This window comes from Nitriliruptor sp., from assembly GCF_040882075.1.
Taxonomy (GTDB): Bacteria; Actinomycetota; Nitriliruptoria; order Nitriliruptorales; family Nitriliruptoraceae; genus Nitriliruptor.
Map to the genome: position 1 here is coordinate 1 of NZ_JBBEBZ010000202.1, position 19,807 is coordinate 19,807.

At 71.6% G+C, this 19,807-nt stretch carries 20 protein-coding genes; 13 read left to right on the plus strand and 7 right to left on the minus strand.

Translation table 11 applies throughout. The features are described 5' to 3' along the window. The 8 genes from aat to WEB03_RS14215 form a co-directional block, all read left to right on the plus strand. Positions 1-660: leucyl/phenylalanyl-tRNA--protein transferase (gene aat / locus WEB03_RS14180; RefSeq protein WP_368071569.1), on the plus strand; the 660-nt coding region annotated here is incomplete at its 5' end. A gap of 78 nt (positions 661-738) precedes the next feature. Then, positions 739-2,079 (plus strand): adenosylhomocysteinase, encoded by a 1,341-nt coding sequence (ahcY, locus tag WEB03_RS14185; RefSeq protein ID WP_368071570.1) that lies wholly within the window; start codon positions 739-741, stop codon positions 2,077-2,079. Between the two features lie 181 nt (positions 2,080-2,260). Beyond that, the gene (locus WEB03_RS14190) at positions 2,261-3,151 is read left to right on the plus strand and encodes a hypothetical protein (RefSeq protein WP_368071571.1); all 891 of its coding nucleotides are present in this window, start codon (positions 2,261-2,263) and stop codon (positions 3,149-3,151) included. Positions 3,152-3,207: 56 nt separating this feature from the next. After that, positions 3,208-3,717: a hypothetical protein gene (locus WEB03_RS14195; protein ID WP_368071572.1), complete on the plus strand. Its 510-nt coding sequence runs from the start codon at positions 3,208-3,210 to the stop codon at positions 3,715-3,717. Between the two features lie 199 nt (positions 3,718-3,916). After that, the gene (locus WEB03_RS14200) at positions 3,917-5,023 is read left to right on the plus strand and encodes a BMP family protein (protein WP_368071573.1); all 1,107 of its coding nucleotides are present in this window, start codon (positions 3,917-3,919) and stop codon (positions 5,021-5,023) included. A 147-nt stretch (positions 5,024-5,170) separates the two neighbouring features. Continuing rightward, the gene (locus WEB03_RS14205) at positions 5,171-6,706 is read left to right on the plus strand and encodes an ABC transporter ATP-binding protein (protein ID WP_368071574.1); all 1,536 of its coding nucleotides are present in this window, start codon (positions 5,171-5,173) and stop codon (positions 6,704-6,706) included. Continuing rightward, positions 6,703-7,977, plus strand: coding sequence for an ABC transporter permease (locus WEB03_RS14210; protein ID WP_368071575.1), 1,275 nt, complete (start codon positions 6,703-6,705; stop codon positions 7,975-7,977). Before WEB03_RS14205 ends, WEB03_RS14210 begins: the two co-directional genes overlap by 4 nt. After that, entirely contained in the window at positions 7,974-9,248 is a 1,275-nt protein-coding gene (locus tag WEB03_RS14215) for an ABC transporter permease (RefSeq protein WP_368071576.1), read from the plus strand. The genes WEB03_RS14210 and WEB03_RS14215 overlap by 4 nt, the downstream gene beginning before the upstream one ends. Positions 9,249-9,252: 4 nt before the next feature. Here WEB03_RS14215 and WEB03_RS14220 read toward each other — a convergent pair whose 3' ends face one another. After that, entirely contained in the window at positions 9,253-10,416 is a 1,164-nt protein-coding gene (locus WEB03_RS14220; RefSeq protein ID WP_368071628.1) for a pyridoxal phosphate-dependent aminotransferase, read from the minus strand. Positions 10,417-10,580: 164 nt separating this feature from the next. Here WEB03_RS14220 and serC point away from each other — a divergent pair, with 164 nt between their 5' ends. Further along, complete coding sequence (gene serC / locus WEB03_RS14225; RefSeq protein ID WP_368071577.1) at positions 10,581-11,699, plus strand: phosphoserine transaminase; 1,119 nt, start codon at positions 10,581-10,583, stop codon at positions 11,697-11,699. Here serC and WEB03_RS14230 read toward each other — a convergent pair. Together WEB03_RS14230 and WEB03_RS14235 are read right to left on the minus strand one after the other, a co-directional pair. After that, on the minus strand, positions 11,692-12,192 hold the full coding sequence (locus tag WEB03_RS14230) for a small multi-drug export protein (protein WP_368071578.1): 501 nt from the start codon (positions 12,190-12,192) through the stop codon (positions 11,692-11,694). The two genes, serC and WEB03_RS14230, sit on opposite strands and share 8 nt — an antisense overlap. Further along, positions 12,189-13,166 carry a carbohydrate kinase family protein gene (locus WEB03_RS14235; protein WP_368071579.1) on the minus strand — a complete coding sequence of 326 codons (978 nt, stop codon included), beginning with the start codon at positions 13,164-13,166 and terminating at the stop codon, positions 12,189-12,191. The genes WEB03_RS14230 and WEB03_RS14235 overlap by 4 nt, the downstream gene beginning before the upstream one ends. 164 nt (positions 13,167-13,330) lie before the next feature. On the opposite strand from WEB03_RS14235, the gene WEB03_RS14240 reads away from it, so the two are divergent. Then, positions 13,331-14,884, plus strand: a complete 1,554-nt coding sequence (locus tag WEB03_RS14240) for an aldehyde dehydrogenase family protein (protein ID WP_368071580.1) — start codon at positions 13,331-13,333, stop codon at positions 14,882-14,884. A gap of 18 nt (positions 14,885-14,902) precedes the next feature. On the opposite strand, the gene WEB03_RS14245 is transcribed toward WEB03_RS14240, so the two are convergent. After that, the gene (locus tag WEB03_RS14245; protein ID WP_368071581.1) at positions 14,903-15,811 is read right to left on the minus strand and encodes a PAC2 family protein; all 909 of its coding nucleotides are present in this window, start codon (positions 15,809-15,811) and stop codon (positions 14,903-14,905) included. A gap of 131 nt (positions 15,812-15,942) precedes the next feature. Then, complete coding sequence (locus tag WEB03_RS14250; RefSeq protein WP_368071582.1) at positions 15,943-16,269, minus strand: hypothetical protein; 327 nt, start codon at positions 16,267-16,269, stop codon at positions 15,943-15,945. A gap of 242 nt (positions 16,270-16,511) precedes the next feature. On the opposite strand from WEB03_RS14250, the gene WEB03_RS14255 reads away from it, so the two are divergent. From WEB03_RS14255 to WEB03_RS14265, 3 genes are all read left to right on the plus strand, one after another. Further along, entirely contained in the window at positions 16,512-17,702 is a 1,191-nt protein-coding gene (locus WEB03_RS14255) for a hypothetical protein (protein WP_368071583.1), read from the plus strand. 108 nt (positions 17,703-17,810) lie between these two features. Then, complete coding sequence (locus WEB03_RS14260; protein WP_368071584.1) at positions 17,811-18,080, plus strand: hypothetical protein; 270 nt, start codon at positions 17,811-17,813, stop codon at positions 18,078-18,080. Positions 18,081-18,087: 7 nt separating this feature from the next. Continuing rightward, positions 18,088-18,732 carry a ribonuclease H gene (locus tag WEB03_RS14265; protein ID WP_368071585.1) on the plus strand — a complete coding sequence of 215 codons (645 nt, stop codon included), beginning with the start codon at positions 18,088-18,090 and terminating at the stop codon, positions 18,730-18,732. Between the two features lie 12 nt (positions 18,733-18,744). On the opposite strand, the gene WEB03_RS14270 is transcribed toward WEB03_RS14265, so the two are convergent. Further along, complete coding sequence (locus WEB03_RS14270; RefSeq protein ID WP_368071586.1) at positions 18,745-19,059, minus strand: AzlD domain-containing protein; 315 nt, start codon at positions 19,057-19,059, stop codon at positions 18,745-18,747. Continuing rightward, complete coding sequence (locus WEB03_RS14275) at positions 19,056-19,715, minus strand: AzlC family ABC transporter permease (RefSeq protein WP_368071587.1); 660 nt, start codon at positions 19,713-19,715, stop codon at positions 19,056-19,058. Before WEB03_RS14275 ends, WEB03_RS14270 begins: the two co-directional genes overlap by 4 nt. Positions 19,716-19,807: the final 92 nt, after the last annotated feature.

Below are 19,807 nucleotides of genomic sequence, written 5' to 3' on the forward strand. Positions count from 1 at the left end.
GACGCCTACCGACGCGGGCTCTTCCCCTGGCCGCACCCCGGCGTCCCGCTCCCGTGGTTCTCACCCGGCCCCCGAGGCGTCGTCCTCGCCGACTCCCTGCACCTGTCGCGATCCCTGCGCCGGCGGCTCCGGACCTGCGGGTGGACCACCACGGTGGACGCAGCGTTCCGCGACGTGGTCGCCGGGTGCGCCGCCGACCGTGGCGACGGGCAGGGCAGCTGGATCACCGGCGCCATGGCCCGCGCCTACGGTCGGCTCCACGGCCTCGGGTGGGCCCACAGCCTCGAGGTGTGGGACGACGGTCGGCTCGTCGGCGGGCTCTACGGGGTCCAGGTGGGTGGTGTGTTCACGGGCGAGTCGATGTTCCACCGCACCACGGACGCCTCGAAGGTCGCCCTGGCGGACCTCGTCGCGCGCTTCCACGCCGCCGGGGGTCGGCTGTTCGACGTGCAGCTGACGACCCCGCACCTGCGCAGCCTCGGCGCGCAGGATCTGCCCCGCGAACGCTTCCTCGGCGTCCTGGCCGGCGCCCGGCAGCTCGACGTGCGCCTCGCGACCGGGCGTCGCCCCGTCGCCCGTCTGGACGTGACGTCGGACCGAACCCGAGCCACCGGTGAGCGAGCGGTCAACCGTTACCCTGCCCACCTCCGAGGCGGCTGAGTCCAGCCCACCCTCGCTGCAGCCCGGTCAGCCGGCCCGTCGTGGCCCGACCGGCTCCGAGACGAAGGTCGACGCCCCGTGAGCGACACCGCCACGCCCGCCATCCCCGACGACATCTCCCGCCGCTACCCGGACGAGGACTTCGAGGTCCGCGACATCTCGCTGGCCGAGTGGGGCCGCAAGGAGATCGGCCTCGCCGAGCGCGAGATGCCCGGCCTGATGGCCCTCCGGGAGCGTCACGCCGCCGAGCAGCCGTTGGCCGGTGCACGCATCGCCGGATGCCTGCACATGACGGTCCAGACCGCGGTGCTGATCGAGACCCTCCAGGTGCTCGGCGCCGAGGTCCGCTGGGCCTCCTGCAACATCTTCTCCACCCAGGACGAGGCGGCCGCGGCCGTCGCCGCTGCCGGGACCCCCGTCTTCGCCTGGAAGGGCGAGACCGAGGAGGAGTACTGGTGGACGGTCGAGCAGACGCTGCTGTGGCCGGACGGGAAGGGCCCGAACCTGCTGCTCGACGACGGCGGTGACCTCACCGCGGTCGTGCACGACGCCCACCCCGAGCTGATCGGTGAGATCCTCGGCGTGTCGGAGGAGACCACCACCGGCATCAAGCAGCTGCGTTCGTGGCAGAAGCAGGGGACCCTGCGGATGCCGGCGATCAACGTCAACGACTCGGTCACCAAGTCCAAGTTCGACAACCTCTACGGCTGCCGCGAGTCGCTGATCGACGGCCTCAAGCGGGCCACCGACGTCATGATCGCGGGCAAGGTCGCCGTGGTCGCGGGCTACGGGGACGTCGGCAAGGGCTGCGCACAGGCGCTGCGCGGGATGGGTGCGACCGTCCTGATCACCGAGATCGACCCCATCAACGCGCTCCAAGCCGCCATGGAGGGCTACCGCGTCGTCACGATGGAGGACGCGGCGCCGCGCGCGGACATCATCGTCACCGCGACCGGCAACATGGGTGTCGTGTCCCGGGATCTCGTGCTCCAGATGAAGGATCACGCCATCCTGTGCAACATCGGTCACTTCGACACCGAGATCGAGACCTCGGCGCTCCGTGAGTACGAGTGGACCAACATCAAGCCGCAGGTCGACCTCGTCCACCTGCCCGACGGCAAGAAGGTCATCCTCCTGGCCGAGGGTCGGCTGGTGAACCTCGGGTGCGCGACCGGGCACAGCTCGTTCGTGATGTCGACCTCCTTCACCAACCAGGTCCTGGCCCAGATGGAGCTCTGGCAGCACCACGAGGACTACAAGGACGAGGTGTACGTCCTCCCGAAGCGTCTCGACGAGGAGGTCGCGCGTCTCCACCTCGACAAGATCGGCGCGCAGCTGACGACGCTGACGACCGAGCAGGCCGACTACCTCGGCGTCGCCGTCGAGGGGCCCTACAAGGACGACACCTACCGCTACTGACCGCACGCAGTGGTGGGACCGCGGACGGCCCGGCTCGGATCCGAGCCGGGTCGTCCTGCGTGACGGGGCACCCGTGGCCTACAGTTCACACGTGGGGCTCACGTTCCGTGGGTGATGTGCCGATGTTCCCGTTGGACACCCACGAACACCCCGCCCGGGGTGAGGTCCCTGGAGGTCAACCGTGGTCGCTCCCCGCCGACGGGTCCTGGCGCTCGCTGCCGTGATCGTGGCCTCGCTCTGCATCGGCGCGACCGTCGCGGTCGCCCAGCAGGACGATGCACCCGCAGCCGCGACCGGGGATGACGCCCTGCTCGAGCGGCTCGACGAGCTCGAGGCGACCCTCCCGACCGACCCGGCGCCCACCACGGTGACCATCGATGACGAGGAGACCTGGGGCAGCTTCGAGGGCGACGTCACCGGCGCCGCCGCGATCCTCGGGACCGTCGAACCCGACCTGCTGTCGCTCTACGTGGACGCCGACGACGCGGATGGCGTCGTGGCCGAGGCCGTCGCCGAGGTGGCCCGAGGCTGGCTCGACCTGAAGCAGGGTCTCGACCAGCTCGCCGTGTGGGAGGCCGCCGACCTCACCTTCCCGATCGACGCCTCGGACGATGACGACGTCGCCACCGACGCCGACGAGCTCCGCGGCCGGGCGGAAGCCGGCCTCCGGTTGGTCCTCGACGCCCGGCAGCGGCACCTGGTCGGGTACACCGCCCTGCGCGCGGCGGGCGTCGCCGACGCCGAGCCGCAGAGCCGCTTCGACTCGCGAGCCGCACAGGCCGAGGTGTTCGACCAGGACGTCCGCCCGCTCGTCCACCGCTTCCTGTCGCTCCGCACGACGCAGGTCATCGTGCCCGTCGATCGCTTCGAGACGTCCGCGCCGGGTGTCAACGCGCGGGCACGCTCGATGACGCTCACGTGCGTCGACCGCGACACCTACCTCGAGGCGGGCCCGGACGGTGCCACGACGACCGACCCCGAGCTCGCCGACCCCGACCTACCGCCGACGATCACCGCGCCGCGGGCGGACTGCCCGGACCTGCCCGTGGAACAGGACGTGGCCGGCGGGTGATCTCCCGCGGCGACGGAGGCTTACCCTCGGGACGTCGCCCAGCGAGAGGTGCACGCGTGGACACCGTCAGCAAGCCCCCTGAGCTGCTCGCGCTCCACGACGTGACCGCGGAGCTGTTCACCACGCTCCGGAGCTGGTTCGAGGTCCCCTCGACGGTCGCCCTCGACCTCGACGACATCGACTCCGCCGTCAGCCAGCTCGCCGACCCGGTCGCCATCGCCGCGTTGGCGATGCGCAAGCTCCAGGCGCTCCGGCTGCTCGCCCAGCCGGGCGTGAGGACCTCCACCGACGTGGTCGTCACCATCGTGCAGGACCTCGATCGGGCGCTCGTCCAGGCACCGACCATGCACCTGCAGCGTGCGGCGGCGGCCGCCGACTGGGACGCGGAGCTCGCCGACCTCCTCGGCGACCGCGAGGTGGGGGAGGGGACCCTGCCGTTGCCGGTCATCGGCAGCGACGACGAGGACCCCGCCGTGAGCCGGTTCCGCGACCTCCACGGACGGTTGCACGCGGCCGCCCGTGCCGTGGTCGAGGCCTCGAAGGGCGAGATCCGCTACCTGGTCTGAGCGCACGCGAACCGCGTGGCGCGACGGGTGTCGCGGCCGCCCACCGCACGGGTCGTCGGCCTCTGATGAGTGGTACGACCTCCGTAGTAGCATCACGGCCATGGGGCCACCGTCATGCGCGAGCCCGCGCGGACGGTGATGCTTCGCAACCAACGTCCCGACGCCCCGGCGTCGCAGGACCGAGACTCGAGGAACAGCGATGAGGAAGATGTCCCGCGCGGTCGTGCTGGCACTGGCAGGCACGCTCGTGCTGAGTGCCTGCGGCGATGCCCCCGATGAAGAGCCAGAGACCACCGACGATAGCGCTGCCACCGATGACGACGGCGATGCCCAGGCCGGTGGTGACTTCAAGGCCTGCATGATCACCGACCAGGGTGGCGTCGACGACGGCTCGTTCAACGAGACCGCCTACAACGGCCTCCTGCGTGCGGAGGAGGAGCTCGGCGTCGAGGTCCAGTTCCTCGAGTCGACCACCGAGACCGACTTCGAACCCAACATGCAGCAGTTCGTCCAGCAGGGTGACTGCGATCTGATCGTCCCGGTCGGCTTCTTGCTCGCGGAGTCGACCGCAGCGGCCGCGGAGGCGAACCCCGAGCAGAACTTCGCCATCGTCGACTTCCCGAACGCGTTCGGCGAGAACTTCGACCAGAGCTACGACAACGTGCTCGGGCTGACGTTCAACACCTCCGAGGCCGCGTTCCTGGCGGGCTACGCCGCAGCCGCGACCTCCGAGGCCGGCACGCTGGGCACGTACGGGGGCATCAACATCCCGACCGTCACCATCTTCATGGACGGGTTCCTCGCCGGTATGAACCACTTCAACGAGGAGACCGGTGGCGACGTCGAGCTCATCGGCTGGGACGGGTCGGACGGGCAGTTCACCGGCAACTTCGACAACCTCGACGACGGTCGTCGTATCACCGAGTCGCTGCTCGACAACGGTGCCGACACCATCCTGCCGGTCGCAGGTCCCGTGGGTGGTGGCTCGGCCGCGGCCATCGAGGACCGCGGTGAGGGTCGCCTGATCTGGGTCGACACCGATGGCTACGAGTCGACCGAGTTCGGGTCGATGATCTTCACCTCGATCCTCAAGCAGATGGACGTCGCGGTCTTCGACGCCATCCAGTCGGTCGTCGACGGCAGCTTCGAGGGTGGCAACTACGAGGGCACCCTCGAGAACGAGGGCGTCGCCATCGCACCGTTCCACGACTTCGAGGGTGACGTGCCCGAGGACGTGAAGAGTGCGCTCGAGGAGCTGCGCGAGCAGATCATCTCGGGTGAGCTCGAGACGGTGCCGGCTGCCTGACACGCTGCGCTGCATGCTCGGGGGGAGGGTGCCGATGTGGCACCTTTCCCCCGCTGCTCGGGGCTCGACGTGCCCCGGTTCCCGCCGCCGGCCGCCCCGGCGCGGGTCCGCGATCGTTCCGGGTCGTGCCCGGGGGAGAGCCAGCTCGTGCGCCTCGAACTCCGCGGGATCACCAAGCGCTTCCCGGGCGTCGTCGCCAACGACTCCGTCGACCTGATCGTCGAGCCCGGCGAGGTCCACGGGTTGCTCGGTGAGAACGGCGCGGGCAAGTCCACCCTGATGAACGTCCTCTACGGCCTGTACAAGGCCGACGAGGGCGCGATCGTGCTCGACGGGGAGCCGCTCGAGCTGCACGGTCCCGGGGATGCGATCGCGGCCGGCATCGGCATGGTCCACCAGCACTTCATGCTCGTCCCCGTCTTCACCGTGGCGGAGAACATCACCCTCGGCGTCGAACTCACCTCCGGCTTCGGCGGCAAACTCGACCGCCGCGCGGCCTCGGACGCCGTCCGTGAGCTGGCCGAGTCCTCCCGGCTCCCCGTCGACCCGGATGCCATCGTCGAGGATCTGCCGGTCGGCCTCCAGCAGCGCGTCGAGATCCTCAAGGCGCTCTACCGCGAGGCACGGCTGCTCATCCTCGACGAACCGACCGCGGTCCTCACCCCGCAGGAGGCCAACGACCTGTTCGAAGCCGTCCGTGCCTTCGTGGCCGACGGCGAGCGGTCCGTGGTCTTCATCTCCCACAAGCTGCGCGAACACCGGATCATCGCCGACCGCGTGAGTGTGCTCCGTCGTGGCGCGATCGTCGGCACCGCCGATCCACGCGAGGCGAGCGAGCAGGAGCTCGCCGACCTGATGGTCGGTCGCCCGGTCGACCTCGTCGTCGACAAACAGCCGGCTCGACCTCAGGACGTCGCGCTCCGGGTCACCGGGCTGTGCCTACGTGACGCGGGTGGACGGGCGCTCGTCGACGGGGTCGACCTCGACGTCCACCGCGGCGAGATCGTCGCGGTGGCCGGTATCGAGGGCAACGGTCAGACGCAGTTCGTGCGCGCCGTCACGGGGCTCGAGTCGACCTTCGAGGGCGAGATCGAGGTGGACGGTCGTTCGATCCGCGGTCGCACGCGGAAGGACGTGCTGCGCTCCGGCGTCGGTCACGTCCCCGAGGACCGGAGCAGCGAGGGCCTCGTCGGGGACTTCACCGTGGCCGAGAACCTCGTCCTCGACCTGTGGGACGCCCCACCGTTCGCGCGTCGCGGTTCGCGCGACTTCGAGGCGATCGCCGAACACGCCCGACACGAGGTCGCGGACTTCGACGTGCGGACCCCGTCGGTGAACACCCCGGTCGCCAACCTCTCGGGTGGCAACCAGCAGAAGGTGGTGATCGCCCGCGAGTTCCACGGGCCGCTCGCCCTCCTCGTCGCGGCGCAACCCACCCGCGGCGTCGACGTCGGCTCGATCGAGCACATCCACGCCTCGATCGTGGCTAAACGGGACGAGGGGACCGGCGTGCTGATCGTCTCCTCCGAGCTCGATGAGGTGCTCGCGCTCGCGGATCGCGTGGCGGTGATGTTCCGCGGGAAGTTGGTCGGCCCGTTCCCGGCCGGTACGTACTCCAAGGACGCGATCGGTCTGATGATGGCCGGCGCCGACCCCGCCGACGTGGCGGAGGAAGCCCGATGAACGACGAGCCGAACGTGCCCCCCGCGGACGACCCGGAAGCGGACATCGCGGCAGCCGCCGAACGCGAGCGTGAGAGCGCGACCCACAAGGCCCCGCTCGGGGCGCCGGCAACGCAGCGGTTCGTCGCCGCGATCACCGGTACGAGCGTGGTGGTGACCATCCTCGCGTTCGTCAGCGCCATCGTGCTCGGCGCGTTGGTGATCACCTTCTCCGACGACGCCGCCCTCGAGGCGCTCGGCTACGTCACCTCACGGCCGAGCGACTTCCTGAGCGCCGCGGGCAGCGCCGTCTACGACGCCTACCACGCGCTCGTCACGGGTTCGCTCGGCGGGCTCGGCCAGCTGTCCGAGACCCTCGTCGCCGCGACACCGCTGATCGCGACGGGTCTGGCCGTGGCCATCCCGCTGCGTGCCGGGCTGTTCAACATCGGCGCGGAGGGGCAGGTCATCGCTGGCGGTCTCACCGCCGGCATCGTCGGCTTCTCGCTCAGCGGGTGGCCGATCGTCATCCACCTCCCGCTCGCGGTGCTCGCAGGGTTGGGTGGTGCGGCGCTGATGGGCTGGCTCCCCGGCGTGCTCAAGGCACGGACCGGTGCGCACGAGGTCATCACGACCATCATGCTCAACAACACGGCCGCGTTGACGACGACCTACCTGCTGTCGACGGCCTTCATCCGCAACCCGACGCGCAACGACCCCATCTCCAAGGGGATCGCGGAGAGCGCCCGCTTCCCCCGCTTCCCGGGGCTCGGCAGCTACCGGGTCAACGTGAGCATCATCCTCGTCATCGTGCTCGCCATCATCGCCTTCTGGCTGCTCGAACGCTCGACGACCGGGTTCGAGTTGAACGCCGTGGGATCCAACCCCGTGGCGGCCACCTCGGCCGGCATGAGCCCGAACCGCGCCATCATCATCGCGATGGCGATCGGCGGTGCGATGGCTGGTGCGGCCGGTGCCGCCGAGATCCTCGGCATCCAGGGTCGGATCACGGACGGGTTCTCGGCGGGGATCGGGTTCGACGGGATCACCGTCGCCCTCCTCGGCCGCGGCAGCGTCGGCGGCACGGTGGCGGCGGGCCTGCTCTTCGGAGCGCTGAAGTCCGGAGGGCGCGCGATGCAGGCACAGACGGGCACCAGCCTCGACCTCGTCGTCGTGATCCAGGCGCTGATCATCGTCTTCATCGCGGCACCCGGCCTGGTCCGGGCGCTCTACCGCATCAAGGCCGACGACGGCCTCGGGACGACCCGGGTCGCGAAGGGGTGGGGATCGTGAGCACCGCAGTCGCGACACCAGCGCTCGTTGCGAGCGGCTTGACCGCTGCCCAGGTGCGGCGTGAGCGCCGCTTCGCCGGGTACACCTTCTTCCTCGCCGTCCTCTCGGCGGCCGTGTTGCTCCCGGCCGCGGAGGGCTCGGCGACCTTCCTGATGAACGCCGGTCGCACCGTGGCCACCCTGCCCGACCTCGTGGTCCCGGTCGCACCGCTGCTGATCGGCATCACGCTCGCGTGCCTCTACGCGACCTTCCTGCTGTGGACCCACCGCACGGCCGGGAGAGCGGTCACGATCGTCGGGGTCACCTCGGGGCTGTTCGTGCTCGGCTACCTCGCGTACGCGGTCGACGGGCAGAGCGCCTCGATGGTCGGTCTCCTGCGCGGGACGATCTCCGCCTCGACCCCCATCGCCTTCGGTGCGCTCTGCGGCGTGCTCTGCGAGCGGGCTGGCGTCATCAACATCGCGATCGAGGGCCAGTTCCTGGCCGCAGCGTTCACCGGCGCCGTCGTCGGCAGCGTCAGTGGCAGCCCGTGGATCGGACTGGCCGGGGGGGTCCTCGCGGGTGTGCTGATCGCCGCGATGCTCGCTGCCCTCTCGATCCGCTACAAGGCCGACCAGATCGTCGTCGGCGTCGTCCTGATCGTCTTCGCCACCGGCTTCACCTCGTTCCTCGCGACGCAGGTGCTATCCGGTTCGCCCCAGCTCAACAGCCCCAGACGTTTCAGTTCGATCGCGATCCCCGGGCTCTCGGAGCTGCCGTTCGTCGGCCCGTTGCTGTTCAACCTGACGCCGCTGACCTACACCATGCTGCTCCTGACCCTCGCGCTGCACGTCGCGCTGTTCCGGACCCGCTGGGGGCTCCGGCTGCGGTCGGTGGGGGAGAAGCCCCGCGCCGCGGACACGGTCGGGATCAACGTGAACCGGACCCGCTGGCGGGCCGTGCTGCTCGGCGGGGCGGTGGCTGGCCTCGGTGGGTCGTGGTTCACCCTCGACTCGGTCGGGGCGTTCAACGACGAGATGACCGGTGGCCGCGGGTTCATCGCCCTCGCCGCCATGCTGGTCGGGCGCTACAGCCCGATCGGAGCGTTCGGTGCGGCGCTGCTGTTCGGGTTCGCGACGGCGTTCGCCGACGCCCTGCAGATCCTGTCCACGGGCGTGCCGTCGTCGCTCCTGCGGACGGCGCCCTACGTCGTCACGATCTTCGTGGTGGCGGGGCTCGTCGGACGGCTGCGCCCACCGGCAGCCGACGGTCAGCCCTACGAGACCGAGTGAGGGATCAGCGGCTGAGGAGCTCGGCGATACGTCCGATGCCCTCGGCGAGGTCGTCGTCGCCGAGCGCGTAGGACAGCCGCGCGTAGCCGGGGGCGCCGAAGGCTTCGCCGGGGACCAGTGCGACCTTGGCCTCCTCGAGGAGCACCTCGGCCAACTCGAGGGTGGTGGTCACCGTGCGTCCAGCGATGTCGCTGCCGAGCACCCCCTCGAAGGACGGGAAGACGTAGAAGGCGCCCTCGGGTTCGACCACCTCGACGCCGTCGATGGCGGACAGCTCAGCGACCGCGAGCTTGCGCCGTCGATCGAAGGCCGCGCGCATCTCGCCGACCGCCACCTGGGAGCCCGCCAGCGCCTCGATCGCGGCGTACTGGGCGATGTTGGCCACGTTCGAGGTGATCTGCGACTGGAGCTTGTTGATGCCCTTGGCGATCTCCAGCGGGGCGATCGACCAGCCGACCCGCCAGCCCGTCATCGCGTAGCTCTTGGCGACGCCGTTGACGACGATGGTGCGCGGTGCCGCGGCGGGGGTCACGACCGGCAGGGACGCCATGGTCGCGTCGCCGTAGATCAGGTGCTCGTAGATCTCGTCGGTCACCACCCAGATGCCGTGCTCGGCCGCCCACGCGCCGATGGCGGCGATCTCATCGGCCGGGTAGACGGCGCCGGTCGGGTTGGAAGGGGACACGAAGACCAGCACCTTGGTGCGGTCGGTGCGGTGCTCCTCGAGCTGGTCCACGCTGGTACGGAACCCGGTCTCCTTGGTGGTCGCCACCGCGACCGGCACGCCGTCGGCGAGCAGGACCTGGGCCGGGTAGCTCACCCAGTACGGCGAGGGGATGAGCACCTCGTCGCCCGGGTCGACCAGCGCCTGGAAGACGTTGTAGAGCGCGTGCTTGCCGCCGTTGGTGACCGTGACCTGGTCGGGTGTGACCTCGAAGCCGGTGTCGCGCACGGTCTTGGCGACGATCGCCTCACGCAGCGCAGGGAGACCGGCCGCGGGGGAGTAGCGGTGCGTGGCCGGGTCGGCCGCTGCCCGCTGCGCGGCCTCGACGATGTTGGCCGGGGTGGGGAAGTCGGGCTCGCCGGCCCCGAACCCGATGACGGGTTCACCGGCGGCCTTGAGCGCCTTGGCCTTGGCGTCGACGGCGAGCGTCGGGGACGCCTCCATCTCCGCGATGCGGCGGGCGAGGGACACGTGATGCTCCGGGGTCGGTGACAGCGGCGACCGAGCGTAGCGACCGGACCTCCGGCCCCACTTGGCGCTCCGGGGGTCGTGGCGGTTGACTCGGGTCCTCGCACCTGCCCGCTCCCACCCGCGACGAAGGCCCGACCGTGGCACCCGACCTGACCATCCCGACCGAGCTCCTGCCCGCCGACGGCCGCTTCGGCTGCGGCCCCTCCAAGATCCGTCCGGAGGCGGTCGCTCGGCTCGCCGAGGTCGCGGACGGCCTGCTCGGCACCTCGCACCGCAAGCCCCCTGTCAAGCAGCAGGTGCAGCGGCTCCAGGAGTCGATGGCGGAGCTGTTCGGCCTGCCGGACGGCTACGAGGTGCTGCTGACGCTGGGCGGTGCGACGGCGTTCTGGGAGGCGGCCGCGTTCGGGCTGGTCCAGCAACGTTCGCGTCACTACACCTTCGGCGAGTTCTCCTCGAAGTTCGCCAAGGCGACGGCCGCCGCCCCGTGGCTCGACGAACCCGACGTCGTCGCGTCGGAGCCTGGCACGCGCCCACGAGGGTCCGCCGCGCCTGACGGCGTCGACGTCCAGGCGTTCACCCACAACGAGACCTCGACGGGTGTGATGCAGGACCCCGCGCGCACCGACGACGCGCTCATCCTCGTCGACGCCACCTCGGGTGCGGGTGGGCTCCCGGTGGACCTCACCGCCACCGACGTGTACTACTTCTCCCTGCAGAAGGGCTTCGCGTCGGAGGGTGGCCTCACCGTCGCGCTCCTCTCCCCGGCCGCCATCGAGCGCATCGGCTCGATCGCCGCGTCCGACCGGTACGTGCCGACCTTCCTCGACCTGCAGACGGCGCTCGACAACTCCCGCCAGCACCAGACCTACAACACCCCGAGCGTCTCCACGGTCTTCCTCGCTGCCGAGCAGGTCGACTGGATGCGGGCCACCTACGGTGACCTCGCCGGTGTGGTCGAGACCCAGCGCGCCAAGGCTGCGCACGTCTACGGCTGGGCGCAGGACCGGGACTGGGCGTCCCCGTTCGTCACCGAGGAGGACGCGCGGTCGCTGGTCGTGGCCACCATCGACCTCGACGACGCCGTGTCCGCCGACGACGTGAACGCGGTGCTGCGCGCCAACGGCGTGCTCGACACCGACGCCTATCGCAAGCTCGGCCGCAACCAGCTGCGTCTCGGCATGTTCCCCGCGGTGGACGCCGCCGACCTCGAGGCGTACACGGCGTGCGTCGACTGGGTCGTCGGCCAGATCAGCTGAGGCCGAGGTCGGGGAGGGCGTCGGGGTCGACGAGGGCCTCGAGGCCGATCACGGTGGCGATCGCCGCGAGCCCGGACCAGACGGCGACCCCGGCGGTGAGCCAGACGAGGATCGCACGGCGGTCGGCGCCAGCAGCGAGGGCGACGACGGCTGCCACGTGGATCCCCGTCAGCAGCGGCCCGAGCGCCGCCAGGCCGGGCAGCCCGAAGCGGTCGAAGAGCCGACGCGCCCGCCCGCTGCGACCCGGCGGCTCGTCCCCGGCGTCCCGGTCAACGGGAGCCACCGATCCACGACGCTCCCGCCACCAGTCACGGAGCCGGTCGCCGGCGAGGACGAGCGGGACGAGGGTGGCGGTGTTGCCGATCGCGGCGACCACCACCGTCGGCACCGGCGGCAGGCCGGCGATGATGCCGGCGGGGACCACGAGCAGGACCTCGAGCCAGGGGATGGCCGCGGCGATGAGGACGGTGAGGTAGGCGACCAGCTCGCTCACGCGAGGTGAGGTCGGACCTCGTCGGCGGCGTCCTGGCCGTAGACGGCACCGAGGCGGCCCAGGAAGTCATCGGCGTGGAGCTCGTACTCCTGCGTCCCGACGTGCTCGAGGACGTAGGTGGCCACCATCGATCCGACCTGAGCCGACCGTTCGTGATCGAGCTGCCACGACAGCCCGGCCAGGAAGCCGGCCCGGAACGCGTCGCCCACGCCCGTCGGGTCCTCGCGGCGTTGCTCGGGAGCCGCGGTCACCTCGCACACGACGCCGTCCGCCGACTCGATCGAGCAGCCCTTCGGCCCGAGCGTGGTGATCCGCGTGCCGACCCGGTCGAGCACCTCCCGCGACGACCACCCGGTCTTCGTCTCGAGCAACACCTTCTCGTAGTCGTTGGTGATCAGGTAGGCCGCACCGTCGACGAGCCGTCTGACCTGTTCGCCGTCCATCCGCGCCAGCTGCTGGCCCGGGTCGGCCATGAACGGCACGCCGAGCTGACGGCACTCGCGCGTGTGCCGGAGCATCGCCTCGGGGTCGTTGGGGGAGATGACCACGAGGTCCAGCCCCCCGGTCCGCTCGCCGATGGGCGCGAGCTCGATGAAGCGGGCTTCCTCCATGGCACCGGTGTAGAACGACGCCATCTGGTTCTGGTCCAGGTCGGTGGTGCACAGGAAGCGGGCGGTGTGCTTCAGCTCGGAGACGTGCACCCCCGAGGTGTCCACGCCGTGGCGGGTGAGCCACGCTCGGTAGTCACCCTCGAAGTCCTGACCGACAGCGCCCACGAGGACGGCGGACCGGCCGAGCTGGCCGAGTCCGAAGCAGATGTTGGCGGCGACACCGCCGCGGCGGACCTCGAGCTCGTCCACGAGGAACGACAGGCTCACCCGGTCGAGCTGATCGGCCACGAGCTGTTCGGAGAAGTGACCCGGGAAGGTCATCAGGTAGTCGGTGGCGATCGAACCGGTGACGGCGATCCGCACGGGAGCCTCGAGGGTCGGGCACGGGGGAGCGGAGCCGGAGGCTACTGCCGTAGCCCCGACGTGCGCCTATCGGCCGACGACCCACGACCCGCGCGGTGCGTCCGGCACGTGCGTAGGTTCTGCGACGGGACGGGGTCCAACCCACGATCGTCGAGGAGCCACGCGTGCCGCAGCAGACCTTGGAACTGGCCAGCCGGATCGACGGTGAGCCCGTCGCTGGCGTCCGGACGATCGAGAACCCGAACCCGGCCCAGCTGGACGACACCGTCAGCCGTGTCGACCTGGCCGACGCGGCGACGTTCGCTCGGGCGTGCGAACGCGCTGTCGACAGCCAGCGCGCCTGGTCCGCGACACCCGCGCCCGTGCGTGGGGCCGCGATCGGCGACCTCGGTCGCATCGTCACGGCCAACAAGGAGGCGCTCGCGGCGCTCGTCACGCGCGAGATCGGCAAGCCCTACCAGGAGGCGCTCGGGGAGGTGCAGGAGGTCATCGATACCTGCGTGTTCTTCGCGGCCGAGGGCCGCCGTCTCTACGGGATGACGGTGCCCTCGGAGATGCCGGACAAGCAGCTGTTCACCTTCCGCCGGCCGGTCGGCGTCATGGCGGTCATCACGGCTGGCAACTTCCCGATCGCGGTGCCGTCGTGGTACCTCGTGCCCGCCCTGCTCGCGGGGAACGCGGTGGTCTGGAAGCCGGCCGAGTACGCACCCGCGATCGCCGACGCGTTCGCGCGCTGCATCGCCGCTGCGGGGATCCCGGCCTCGGCGGTCCAGCTGGTCCAAGCTGACGGGCAGGCGACCTCGGATGGTCTCGAGCGTGCCCTGTCGGCGGGCCACGTCCAGAAGGTCGGTTTCACCGGATCGTCCGCCGTCGGGCGATCGATCGCCGCGATGTGCGGGGAACACCTCGTCGCGCCGACACTCGAACTCGGGGGCAAGAACCCGCTGCTGGTCCTCCCGGACGCCGACCTCGACCTCGCCGTCGAGGGCGCGCTCTTCAGCGGCTTCGGGACGGCCGGGCAACGGTGCACGTCGCTCGGTGTCGCGATCGTCCACGAGCAGGTCCACGACGAGTTCCTGACGCGTTTCACGGCCGCCGTGGAGGAGGCCGCGGTCGGTGACCCGATGCGCTCCGTGCTGTACGGGCCCATGCTGAGCCAGCGGTTCGCCGACGGCTTCGAGCGCTGGCTCGAGCACATCGAGCCGCACCACCGGGTGTCCGGTTCGAGCGCGGTGGGCCGTATCACCGCGGAGTCGCCACGCGCCGGGTTCGTCGGCGACCCGGACGCCGGGATCTTCGAGCACCCGACGATCGTGGCCGGGGTGACCGAGGACGACCTGCTGTACCGCGAGGAGACCTTCGGGCCCATCGTGCCGGTGGCCACCGCTGGCAGCTTCGATGAAGCGCTCCACCTCGCCAACGCGCACGGCTACGGGCTGTCGAGCGCGATCTACACCCGTGACGCGAGCGCGGCGTTCCGGTTCGCCGAGGGCGTGACCGCCGGCATGGTGTCGATCAACAACTCCACCTCCGGAGCCGAAGCGCACCTGCCGTTCGGCGGCAACGGGAAGTCCGGCAACGGGGCGCGGCAGTCCGGGGTCTGGGTGCTCGACCAGGTCACCCGTTGGCAGTCGGTGAACTGGGACCACTCCGGGAAGCTGCAGAAGGCGCAGATGGACGTCGCCACGGTCCCCGCCGACCTGGACTTCCGGGTCTGAGCATCCCCTCCCGACGCGTCAGTCCGCGCGGCCGCGGAGGAAGCGTTCGACCTCGGCGGCGATCTCCTCGCCCGAGGGGACCTGCTCGGCGGTGAGATCGGCGAGCCGGCCGTCCCCTGGCTCGAGTCGTTCGAGCCGCTCGGCCTCGACCACGGCGTCGTACATCGATTCGAGCCCGCGCACGTGTTCGGTGATCTCGTCCGATGCCGCCGCCGCCTCGTCGAGCTGCTCCCGCTGGTCCTCGATCGCCGCGTCGAGATCGGAGGTGTCGACCGGGGTGCCGGTGTAGGCCGAGAAGCGCTCGAGCAGCGCTTTCGACGCCGCGGGGTAGTCGGTCGCCACGTAGTGGGGCAGCCTCGCCCAGAGGCCGAGCGTGGTCAGACCCGCCGTGCGGAAGCTCGCCTCGAGCGCGACCTGGCAGGACGCGGGGACGACGACCTGTTCGTGCGGGCGCCCGAACCGATCCAGGAGGTCAGGGTCGGACGAGGTCGAGATCAGCTGGACCGGTCGGGTGTGAGGGATCGGGCCGGGGACGCTGCCGAGCCCGACGTACCGACGGATGTCGAGCACCTCGGTGAGCTCGACCAGGTCCTCCGCCACCGTCCGCCAACGGAGGTCCGGTTCCGCACCGCCGACGATGATGAGCGTCGGTCCCGCCGGCGGGGTCACGACGTCGACGTGGAGCTCGGGCCACCGCGGGACGCCGAGGAGCCCCTGATCGATCTCGACCACGGGGCGGCGGTCGCGGTAGTCGTAGAGCGCATCGGGATCGAACGCGCCGAGCTCGGTGCCCTCGAACTGGTCGATGAGGCGCTCGGCGGCCGACGTGCCGGCGCTGCCAGCGTCCGTCCAGCCGTCGAGCGCGGCGACGAGCACCGGGTCCGGGCCGACGTCGGGGAGGTCGGAGGTGAGGCGGAGGAGTCTCATAGGTGTGGAGGGTACGGCCCGCCGGCGGCGGGACCGGCGCCGGCTCCACCCGGCCGGCGCAGGTCCGGGACACACGTCGGGGGGGGTGACCGGATCGGTCACCCCCTCCGACGTGCTGGTGGTGCTGGCGCCTAGAGGTCGCCGGCGCGGACGGTGCCGCGCTTGTTGCCCTTGGCCCGGGCAGCGGCCTTCGAGATCACCTCGTTGACGTGCTCGTTGAGCGCGTCGATGAACTCGGACGACATCCGCACGTCCTGCGCCTTGACGGCTTCCTTGACCTTGGAGGCGACGACGACGTTGCCACCTCCAGCGGAGGTGGCCTTCTTCGCCGTCCCCTTCTTGGCGGTCGCCTTCTTCGCCGTCCCCTTCTTGGCGGTGGCCTTCTTCGCGGTGGCCTTCTTGGCGGTGGCCTTCTTGGCCGTCGCCTTCTTCGCGGTGGCCTTCTTGGCAAGTGCCATGGCTGCTGTGCCTCCCATCGGGTGCCGTACCACCCGGTCGGCGGTACACGGGCGGGACCGTAACCGTCCGTTGCGCGCTCGCCTAGCACCTCTTCTCGCGACCGGTCTGCCGCTTCGGGCCGCGGGACGCCCGGATCCGGCCGTTCCAGGTCCGCGCGCTAGCGTCGCGGGCCCCGATGCCGACCCCCCTTGGCCGCCCGGTGGATGCTCACGACATCGACCCCCCGGTCGCGGCTTGGCTCGTGTCCGAGACGGGGCTCGCGCACCTCGCCAGCGTCACCGCGGACCTCGACGGTGGCGCGGACACCCTGGCGGTGGGCAGCCGGTTGCGGACCTCCGGCATCGACCCGCATCGCGCCGCGGCCCTCGTCGGCGCTGCGGTCACCCGTCGACGTGCGCGGGACCGGTGGCCGGACGCCGATCGGCTCGTGTTCACCCGCGCCGGCCTGGAGCAAGCCAGCGACCCGGCGGTCAGCCGGTGGCGCGCTCGCCGGCTGGCCGACGCGCCGCACCTGGAGGACCGGGCGGCCGGGTGTGGGGGTGACTCGCTCGCGTTGGCGGCCGCCGGCGCGTCGGTGACCGCCATCGACGCGGACGAGGGTCGCCTGATCCTGCTGCGCCACAACGCCGTCGCACGCGGGCTCACGGTCGACACGGTCGTGGCTGACGCCCTGGTCCACCCACCCCCTGCGACGGGGCCCGTGCACGCGGACCCGGGGCGCCGCGTCGACGGCCGCCGGGTGCGGCGCCTGTCGGAGCACCGCCCGTCCGTGCCAGCTCTGCTCGATCACCTCGCCTCCGTCCGCGAGGGCCCCGGTGTCGCGGTCGTCCTCGGCCCGGGCGTCGACCTCGCCGACCCGGACCTGCCCGCCGACGCGGAGCTCGAGTTCGTGCAGGTCGGCTGGCAGCTCGTCGAGGCGGTGGTCTGGACCGGTGCGCTCCGCCAGTCGGGCGTCCGTGCGACGGCCACGGTGCTCGACCGCGACGCCTCGGTCGACCGGCCCACCGCGACGCGGACCGGTGGCGCCCGGGGGGAGCGGCTCCGGTCAGGACCCATCGGCAGCGTCCTGCTCGAGGTCGCGCCCGCGGCGGTCCGCGCACGCCTCCACGACGACATCGGTGCCGAGGTCGGCGCTCACCGGATCGCCGACCGGCGGGCGCTGCTGACCGCCCCGGACGACCCCGGTCCGTCACCGTGGTACCGGAGACGGGTCGTCGAGGCCGTCCTCCCCGCCCGGGCCGATGCCGTCCGCCGCCACCTCGCGGCATCCGACGACCGCCCCTACGAGCTGGTCCTCCACGGGCTGGACACCGATCTGGCGGCGTTCCGGCGCGGCCTCCGCGGTCTGCGGTCCGGGCCTGGCGGACGCCGGATCGAGCTCGTACGCACCGACGACGGAGCAGTCGCGATCGTGACGACCGATCCGACCTGACCGAGCGCCTTGCACGCGCACGAGGTGCCCGCGCTGACCTGAAGCGCACCGGCGCAAGGAGGCGTCGGAAGTCCACGGTGCCAGGCACACGACCGGTACGCTCGTGCCATGGATGACACCACCGCTCCCGCCGCCACCGCCCTCGTCGACGCTCGTCTCGAGGAGCGCCGCGGCTGCACCCGTTGCGACGGCACCCAGCACCTCGTCGGCGCCTTCGAGGGCCTCGGCAAGTACCGCTGCGACATCTGCGAGCTGATCGTGGGCTTCGACCTCGATGCCGACCCCGCCGAGTTCCTCCTCGACCGCGGTCAGCCACGCGTCTACACCAAAGACGTGTTCGGCCCGCAGCTGCTCGGCTCCGAGCGTCGCTTCAACTGACCGGGACGTGACCGACGTCACCTGCGCCGAGTGTGGCGCGTCGTTCACCCCTCGCGCCGAGCTCCTCGAGCGCTACCCCGGGTGGAAGCCTCGGACCTGCCCGCCGTGCTACCGCGCGGCGAAGGGTGGGTCCAGCGGGCCGCGAGGTGGCGGCAGGAAGCGGGCGAGCAGCCCCGCCCAGCTGACCACCGACCAGGCGCTCGCGCTGCCAGCCAGCGGCCCGGCGACGGGGCTGTTCACCGACGGTGGCTGCGTGCCGAACCCGGGTCCCGGCGGCTGGGGTGCGGTCTACGTCGTCGACGGTGACATCGTCGACGAGACCCACGGTCACGACACCTCGACCACCAACAACCGCATGGAGCTCACAGCGCTCCTGCGGGGGATCGAGCTGGTGCCCGCGGGCACGCCCTGCACGGTCTTCACGGACTCCAACCTCGCCGTGCGGACCATCACCGAGTGGGCGCAGGGGTGGGAACGTCGCGGCTGGAAGCGCAAGACCGGCCCGGTCGAGAACGTCGACCTCGTCCGGCCGCTGTACGAGGCGGTGCGGGCCCGGCCCGAGCTCGAGCTGCAGTGGATCCGTGCGCACGTGGGCTACCGGTGGAACGAGTACGCGGACGCGCTCGCCGACCGTTGGCAGCACGAACGCTGACCGCCCCGGTCGTCAGGCGACACCAGCGAGGCGCGCGAGAGCCGTCACGCCCGCGCCGAGGACGACGACCACGCCGAAGGGCAGGCCCCGCCAGACCGCCAGCGCAGCGACACCGACGCCGATGGCCCTCGCGTCGAGCGTGATGGTCGTCCCGGCCCCGACGGTCTGGGTGGCGACCAGCGCGGCGAGCAGAGCCGCCGGCAGCAGGTCCGCCGCGCGGGCGAGGACCGGGGGCAGCTGTCGGCCCGCGGCGAGCACCGGGCCGACGGCCTTCATGGCGTAGGTCCCCCCGGCGAGGACGAGCAGGGCGACGGTGGTGGCGTTCACGGCAGCTCCCCGTGCGTCGGTCGAGAGGAGGGCGCGCGGTAGCCGGCGACCGCACCGAGCGCTGCCGCCAGCAGGGGCACACCGGGCGGTGTGACCGGCGTGAGCGCGACCGCCAGCAGCGCACCAGCAACGGCCGCCCGGCGACCGGCGGGGCTGCGCAGCCACGGAGCGAGCAGGGCCAGGAAGCCCGCCGGGAAGGCCGCGTCGAGACCGAGCACCTCGGGGTCCCCGAGCAGCTGGCCGCCGTAGGCACCGACGGCGGTCAGGCCGATCCACGAGATCGTCACGGCGGCTCCGACGAGCCGGAACCGGGCGCTGACCTCGCGGCGATCCGCGCCACGACCAGCGGCACCGAGCGCCAGGGCGACGGACTCGTCGACGACGAGGTAGGCGTCGAGCATCCGCCGGGGGAGCGGCCCGCGGGGGAGCGCTTGGGCGATGGCGAGCCCGAACGCCGCGTAGCGCACGTTCAGCAGCAAGCCGCCGACGGCACCGGTCATCGGCGCACCACCGGCCGCGAGCACCGCGACGAACGCGAACTGGGACCCGCCGGCCAGGACCAGGAGGCTCGAGAGCGTGGCGAGGAGCGGGGACAGTCCCGCGGCGGTCGCCAGGACCCCGTAGGAGAGCCCGTAGGCGCCGACGGCCAACGCCACCGTCGTCGCCTCCGCCCACGACGAGGTCACCCCCCGGCTGGGCGGCGCGTCGACGGTCGTCCGGTTCGCTGGTGACATCGTCCGGCATGGTG